The following is a 6,855-nucleotide window of genomic DNA, read 5'->3' as shown; positions in this document are numbered from 1 at the left end:
GTTCATTGTGGTTCTGACCTCAGGGTGAGTGTGCCGGCAGGATGCGAAGCAAACGCCTGTGTTTTTTATTCTTGAGCACTGCAGCAGAACCCTTGCGGCGGGCGCTGCTGGTCAGATGAGTCCTGGTGCCGGCCCGTTTCGGGACCGCAGCTGCACGCACAGGCATCAGGGCCCGGTGCCGGTCGACCGACCGGTCACTGGGCTTGCAGGGATGGAAGCAATTACTGATTAATAAATGAAATCGATTTATCGTATTTCAAATATAAGTTCAGCTTGTAAGAGGATTGGCCCATGTCGGTTTCCCACGCCCAATTGAAAGCCTTCCACGCCGTCGCGCTGCACGGCAGCTTCACCCGGGCGGCCGAACGCCTGTACCTGACCCAGCCGGCGATTTCCGACCAGGTGCGCAAGCTCGAAGAGCGCTTCGGGGTGCTGCTGTTTCATCGCAACAAGCGCTCGGTGCGCCTGACCGACCTGGGCGAGCGCCTGCTGGCCATCACCCAGCGCCTGTTCGTGGTGGAGGCCGAAGCCAAGGAACTGCTGCAGGATTCCCAGGCCTTGCAGACCGGCAGCCTGGTACTGGCGGTGGACGCCCCCATCCACGTCCTGCCGCAGATCGCCCGGTTCTGCGAGCTGTACCCCGGGATCAACGTGAGGATCGAGACCGGCAACACCGATGAATCCCTGCTGCGTCTGTTCAACTACCAGGCCGACCTGGCCCTGCTGGGACGTGAGGTGGACGACGAACGCCTGCTGTCCCTGCCCCTGCGCAACGACCCGATGGTGGCCTTTGTCTCACGCAATCATCCCTGGGCCGATCGCCAGTCCATCTGCCTGGCCGACCTGGACGACACCCCCCTGGTGCTGCGGGAAGTCGGCTCGGTGACCCGCCAGACCCTGGAGGAGGAAATGAACCGAGCCGGCCTGCGGATTCGCCCGACCATCCAGGTGGAGGGCCGCGAGGCGGCGCGCGAGGCGGTAGTGGTGGGGATTGGCGTGGGGGTGGTCTCGGCGGCGGAGTTCGGCGCCGACGCCCGGGTCTGCGCCCTGCCGATCGTCGACTGCCAGCGGCGTCTGACCGAAACCCTGGTGTGCCTGCGCGAACAGAGTTCACGACGGATCGTCGCCACCTTCCTCAAGCTGGTACGCGAAAGCCTGGCCTCCCCCACCGCCCCGTAAGAGCCGGCTTGCCGGCGAAGGCGATCTCTCGGGCCTCTTCGCTGGCAAGCCAGCTCCTACGGGGCGGTCAAGGAGCCAGGGCGAAAAACGCCTGGATCAAGCGCAGATCACGACGCCGTTCCATGCAGCCGATCATGTGCCGGTTGATCAGGCCAGCACCACGAATCGGCACCGTGCATACTCGCGGGTCGTGCCCCACCTCCACCGAACTGACGATCCCGACCCCCAACTGCGCCGCCACCGCTTCGGTCACCGCCTCGCGGCTGTCCAGCTCCAGCAGCACCCGGGGCTGGACCCTGGCCAGCACGCAAGCCTCATCGAAGGTACGCCGGGTGATGGAACTGGGTTCGCGCAGCACCATGATCACCTGGTCCAGGTGTTCGATGGCAATGCCTTCGGGCAGCTCCAGCCAGGGATGCCCCTGGGGCACCAGGGCACATATCCGCGACTCCCCAAGGCTTTGCAGGTGCAGGCCCTTGCGCGGCTCGACTTCGGTCAGCACCGCTACATCAGCGTGTTCCGACAGCAGCGCCGCCAGGGTTTCCTGGGCATTGCCCAGGCGCAGGTTGACCGTCACCCCCGGATACTTCGCCCGCAGGCTGGCCAGCATCGGCATCACCATGTGCGGGCCGTCCGCCGCCACTTCCAGACGCCCGGTCAGCAATTGCCGGTTGGCCTCGAGCATGGCCTGGGCCTCTTCCGCCAGGCCGAACATGGCGCGGGTGATGGCCGCCAGCTTGATGCCTTCCTCGGTCAGCTCCACCCGGCGCGCGGTGCGCCTCAGCAGGGTGATCTGGTAATGCTCTTCCAGGGCCTTGATATGCCCGGTCACCGCCGGCTGGCTGATAAACAACCGCCCGGCGGCCCGGGTGAAGCTGCCTTCACGGGCCACGGCGTCGAATGCGCGGAGTTGGAACAGGTTCATAGCTATCGGCCTCACTGATGGCTGGAATAACAACAAACAATTTGATTGATGGCAAGGCAAACTGCAATTTAGTCCCCGTAGCTTCATCCCATCATTTTCGAGGACACAGCATGAGCATCGCCGAGCCAATCCTGCTTACCCCCGGGCCCCTGACCACGTCCGCCCGCACCCGCCAGGCGATGCTGGTGGACTGGGGTTCATGGGATGACCGCTTCAACCAACTGACCGCCAGCCTGTGCCGGCAACTGCTGGCCATCGTCAACGGCGCCGACAGCCACCACTGCGTCCCCCTGCAAGGCAGCGGCACCTTTGCCGTGGAAGCCGCCATCGGCACCCTGGTGCCCCGGGACGGCAAGGTCCTGGTATTGATCAACGGCGCCTACGGCAAGCGCCTGGCGAAAATCTGCGAAGTGCTCGGCCGCGACTTCAGCACTTTCGAAACCGCCGAGGACGAACCCACCACCGCTGCCGATGTCGAGCGCCTGCTCCAGGCCGACCACCGCATCAGTCACGTGGCGCTGATCCACTGCGAGACCAGCACCGGCATCCTCAACCCGCTGCCGGACATCGCCCAGGTCATCGCCCGTCACGGCAAGCGCCTGATCATCGATGCCATGAGTTCCTTCGGCGCGCTGCCCATCGATGCCCGGGAAATCCCCTTCGAGGCGCTGATCGCCGCCTCCGGCAAATGCCTGGAAGGCGTACCCGGCATGGGTTTTGTCTTCGCCAGCAAGCAATCCCTGGCCCAGGCTGCGGGCAACGCCCACTCCCTGGCCATGGACCTGCACGACCAGCACAGCTACATGGCCAAGACCGGTCAGTGGCGCTTCACCCCACCGACCCACGTGGTCGCCGCGCTGCATGAAGCCCTGCTGCAATACACCGAGGAAGGTGGCCTACCGGCGCGCCATGCGCGCTACGCCGACAACTGCCGGACACTGCTGGAGGGCATGGCGGAACTGGGCCTGCGCAGCTTCCTGGCGGAAGCGATCCAGGCACCGATCATCGTTACCTTCCATGCTCCAAAAGACCCGCGCTACCAGTTCACGGACTTCTACGAACGGGTCAAGGCCAAGGGCTTCATCCTCTACCCCGGCAAGCTGACCCAGGTCGAAACCTTCCGCGTGGGGTGCATCGGCCACGTCGACCGCCGCGGCATGCAGGCCGCCGTCGCCGCCATCGCCCAGGTGCTGCAAGAGATGGAAGTCCTGGACATCTGACGCCTCATCGTGCCTGTAGGAGCGAGCTTGCTCGCGAATCAGGCGACGCGATCCGAACCTTTTTTCGCGAGCAAGCTCGCTCCAACACAGGCATTGAAACCATGAACTACAGCAACCCTTCTCAACTGCAAGCGGCGATCCTTGACTGGGCCGGCACCGTGGTGGACTTCGGCTCCTTCGCTCCGACGCAGATCTTTGTCGAAGCCTTCGCCGAGTTCGATGTGCAGGTGTCCATCGAAGAGGCCCGCGGGCCCATGGGCATGGGCAAGTGGGACCATATCCGCACCCTGTGCAACCTGCCGGAGGTGGCCGAGCGCTACCGCAAAGTCTTCGGTCGTACGCCCACCGATGCCGACGTGACAGCCATCTACGAGCGCTTCATGCCGTTGCAGATCGAGAAGATCGCCGAGCACTCGGCGCTGATCCCCGGCGCCCTGGAGGTGATCGCCAAGCTGCGCGAACAGGGGATCAAGATCGGCTCCTGCTCCGGCTACCCCAAGCAGGTGATGGACAAGGTGGTAGCCCTGGCCGCCACCAACGGCTACACCGCCGACCACGTGGTGGCCACCGACGAAGTGCCCAACGGTCGCCCCTGGCCGGCCCAGGCCCTGGCCAACGTGATCGCCCTGGGCATCGACGACGTGGCGGCCTGCGTGAAGATCGACGACACCGTGCCGGGCATTCTCGAAGGCCGCCGCGCCGGCATGTGGACCGTGGCGCTGACCTGCTCGGGCAATGCCCTGGGCCTGACCTACGAAGGCTACCGGGCCCTGGCCAGCGACACCCTGGCCAGCGAGCGCAAGCGCATCCACAAGATGTTCGAGGCTTCGCGCCCGCATTACATGATCGACACCATTGCCGATCTGCCCCAGGTCATCGCCGACATCAACCAGCGCCTGGCCCGGGGAGACATGCCCCAGAGCCATTGATCAGCCCCCGCCCATAAAGAACGGCGGTGCCACTGGCACCGCCGTTTTTTTTCGAGCATTGGCCCTCCAGGGCCCTGGTACGGGCGATAAAGGCCCTAGGCGGCTCAGGCAAACCCGAGGAAAGCGGATTACAGTTACAGCACTCCGTCATTCAAGAACGGAGGCTTCAGACCTGATGACCGAGGATGTCCCGCATGCCCTGGAAAAACACTGAATCTCGCTACAGCACCATGACGATCACCCTGCACTGGTTGATGCTGGTGCTGCTGGCAGTGGTTTACGCCTGTATCGAATTTCGCGGCATCTTTCCCAAGGGCAGCGGTGGCCGCACCCTGATTGTGGAAGCCCACTTCATGCTCGGGCTGACGGTGTTCGCGCTGGTCTGGGTGCGTCTGTTCGCCCGCATCCAGGGCGTAGCACCGAAGATCGTACCCACCCCGCCCCAGTGGCAACAACTGCTGGCGACGCTCATGCACTGGGCGCTCTACCTGTTCATGATCGCCATGCCGCTCCTCGGTTGGCTGACCACCAGCGCCAAGGGCCATCAAGTGATGTTCTACGGTTTCGACCTGCCGCTGTTGGTGGCAGAGGACAAAAACCTGGCCAAGCAACTCCAGGGCTGGCACGAACTGCTGGGTACCTTCGGCTACTGGCTGATCGGACTGCATGCCCTGGCCGGGCTCTATCACCACTACGTGATGCGCGATAACACCCTGCAACGCATGTGGCGCAAACCGGGTCAGGCCTGATCGGCGAATCCACGGCGGCCTTGCAAGCCGCCGGTATGCACGAAGATCAACCGACTCCCCGCGGCAAAACGCCCGGCCAGGACCTGCGCCTGCAGGGCCAGCAAGGCCTTGCCGGTGTACAGGGGCTCCAATGGCAAGCCGCTGTGTCGCTCGCTCAGTTGGATGAACTCCCGCAGTCCTGCATCGACCTTGGCAAAACCGCCACGACTGCTGTCCAGCAGCTCATAACGGCCACTGTTCAGCCCGGCTTCCTGCAAAATATCCGCGACCTGCTGCGCCACCCCGTGATCCGCAGGCACCGCCAGTGCGCCATACGCCGGGTGCGCGCCAGCCTCCGCCAGCACCAGCCCGGCCAGGGTGGTGCCGGTACCGGCAGCCAGCCACCAGGCGTGATAGTCGCTCCAGCCCAAGGCCGGCAACTGTTGCTGCACCTGCTGCAACAACGGCCGACAGCCTGAAGCCCCCGCCAGGCCACCGCCCCCCTCGGGCACCGGATACAGCTCGGGGTACTGCGCTTGCCAAGGCGCCCAGAAGTCGGGGGCATGGCGCTCCCGGTAACCGGCGTAACCCAGCCAGTGCACCTGCATGCCGAAGCGCTGCAGGTCGCGCACTGTCGGGGTGTCTTGTGGATGGCCGCGCAACAGCCCGACCGTGGGGAAGGCAAAACGCCGACCGGCAGCGGCCAGGGCATGCAGATGATTGGAATGGGCACCGCCAAGGCTGATGATGCCCGAAGCACCGAACTGACGTGCAGTTGTCAGGTGTTCGGTCAGCTTGAACCACTTGTTGCCGCTGATCAGCGGATCGATCAGGTCCAGGCGCAGCACCGCCACCTCGACCCCGGCCTGGGACAGCCAGTCCAGCTCCAGCCGTTGCAGCGGTGCCTGGGGCAGCCAATCGAAGGAATCGGGAAAGGACATCGGCGTCAGGTTCACAATGCAAAGAGGCGCAGTCTACCAGTGCGCCTCTTTGCCCGCCGCGTGCCGCTGACGCCGTTACAGCTGTGCCGCCAGGCGCGAGCCCTGGTTGATGGCGCGCTTGGCATCGAGCTCCGCGGCCACGTCGGCGCCGCCGATCAGGTGCACATTCTGTCCCGCCGCCAGCAGACCGTCCTGCAGCTCGCGCAGCGGGTCCTGACCGGCGCAGATGACGATATTGTCTACCGGCAACACCTGGGGCTCCCCCGCCTCGCCAATGCGGATGTGCAGGCCGGCGTCGTCGATTTTCAGGTACTCGACGCTGTTGAGCATCTGTACCTGCTTGTTCTTCAACCCGGTGCGGTGAATCCAGCCGGTGGTCTTGCCCAGGCCGTCACCGACCTTGGTTTTCTTGCGTTGCAGCAGGAACACCTGACGGGCTGGTGCATGGGGTTCAGCCTTGATTCCCGCTACGCCGCCACGGGCTTCGAGCTGGGTGTCGATGCCCCACTCCTTCCAGAACGCTTCACGATCCTGGCTGGTGGCCACCCCCTGATGCACCAGGAACTCGGAGACGTCGAAGCCAATGCCGCCAGCGCCGATCACCGCCACGCTCTTGCCTACCGGCTTGCGCTCCAGCAGCACGTCCAGGTAGCTCAGGACCTTGGGATTGTCCACCCCGGGAATCGCCGGCAGGCGCGGGGCGATACCCGTGGCCAGAATGATTTCGTCAAAACCTCCGGCCACCAGTTGCTCCACATCCACCCGGGTATTCAGGCACAGCTCGACATGGCTGGTCTGCAGCTTGCGCTTGAAGTAACGCAGGGTCTCGAAGAACTCTTCCTTGCCCGGCACCCGCTTGGCGATGTTGAATTGACCACCGATCTCGCTGGCGGAGTCGAACAGGGTCACCTGATGGCCGCGCTCGGCGGCCAC

At 64.4% G+C, this 6,855-nt stretch carries 7 protein-coding genes; 4 read left to right on the top strand and 3 right to left on the bottom strand.

Annotated elements, in window-relative coordinates; all coding sequences use genetic code 11:
• Positions 1–291 precede the first annotated feature (291 nt).
• Entirely contained in the window at positions 292–1,179 is an 888-nt protein-coding gene (locus BLX41_RS30545) for a LysR substrate-binding domain-containing protein (protein ID WP_123727885.1), read from the top strand.
• Between the two features lie 67 nt (positions 1,180–1,246).
• On the opposite strand, the gene BLX41_RS30540 is transcribed toward BLX41_RS30545, so the two are convergent.
• Positions 1,247–2,104, bottom strand: a complete 858-nt coding sequence (locus tag BLX41_RS30540) for a LysR substrate-binding domain-containing protein (protein ID WP_123727884.1) — start codon at positions 2,102–2,104, stop codon at positions 1,247–1,249.
• A gap of 110 nt (positions 2,105–2,214) precedes the next feature.
• Here BLX41_RS30540 and BLX41_RS30535 point away from each other — a divergent pair, with 110 nt between their 5' ends.
• The 3 genes from BLX41_RS30535 (at position 2,215) to BLX41_RS30525 (ending at position 5,002) form a co-directional block, all read left to right on the top strand.
• Positions 2,215–3,324: a 2-aminoethylphosphonate--pyruvate transaminase gene (locus BLX41_RS30535; protein WP_123727883.1), complete on the top strand. Its 1,110-nt coding sequence runs from the start codon at positions 2,215–2,217 to the stop codon at positions 3,322–3,324.
• 101 nt (positions 3,325–3,425) lie between these two features.
• Complete coding sequence (gene phnX / locus BLX41_RS30530) at positions 3,426–4,253, top strand: phosphonoacetaldehyde hydrolase (protein ID WP_123727882.1); 828 nt, start codon at positions 3,426–3,428, stop codon at positions 4,251–4,253.
• Positions 4,254–4,447: 194 nt separating this feature from the next.
• Positions 4,448–5,002, top strand: a complete 555-nt coding sequence (locus BLX41_RS30525) for a cytochrome b (RefSeq protein ID WP_123727881.1) — start codon at positions 4,448–4,450, stop codon at positions 5,000–5,002.
• Here the strand turns inward: BLX41_RS30525 and BLX41_RS30520 are convergent.
• Together BLX41_RS30520 and BLX41_RS36805 are read right to left on the bottom strand one after the other, a co-directional pair.
• Positions 4,993–5,922: a 1-aminocyclopropane-1-carboxylate deaminase/D-cysteine desulfhydrase gene (locus tag BLX41_RS30520; RefSeq protein ID WP_123728002.1), complete on the bottom strand. Its 930-nt coding sequence runs from the start codon at positions 5,920–5,922 to the stop codon at positions 4,993–4,995. The two genes, BLX41_RS30525 and BLX41_RS30520, sit on opposite strands and share 10 nt — an antisense overlap.
• Positions 5,923–5,997: 75 nt before the next feature.
• The coding region (locus BLX41_RS36805) for an NAD(P)/FAD-dependent oxidoreductase (protein WP_259745412.1) at positions 5,998–6,855 on the bottom strand (858 nt) is incomplete at its 5' end.

The sequence above is a fragment of the Pseudomonas protegens genome (assembly GCF_003732485.1).
Classification (GTDB): domain Bacteria; phylum Pseudomonadota; class Gammaproteobacteria; order Pseudomonadales; family Pseudomonadaceae; genus Aquipseudomonas; species Aquipseudomonas protegens_B.
Note: the sequence above shows the minus strand (reverse complement) of the source record. Positions and strands in the feature narration are given on the sequence as shown.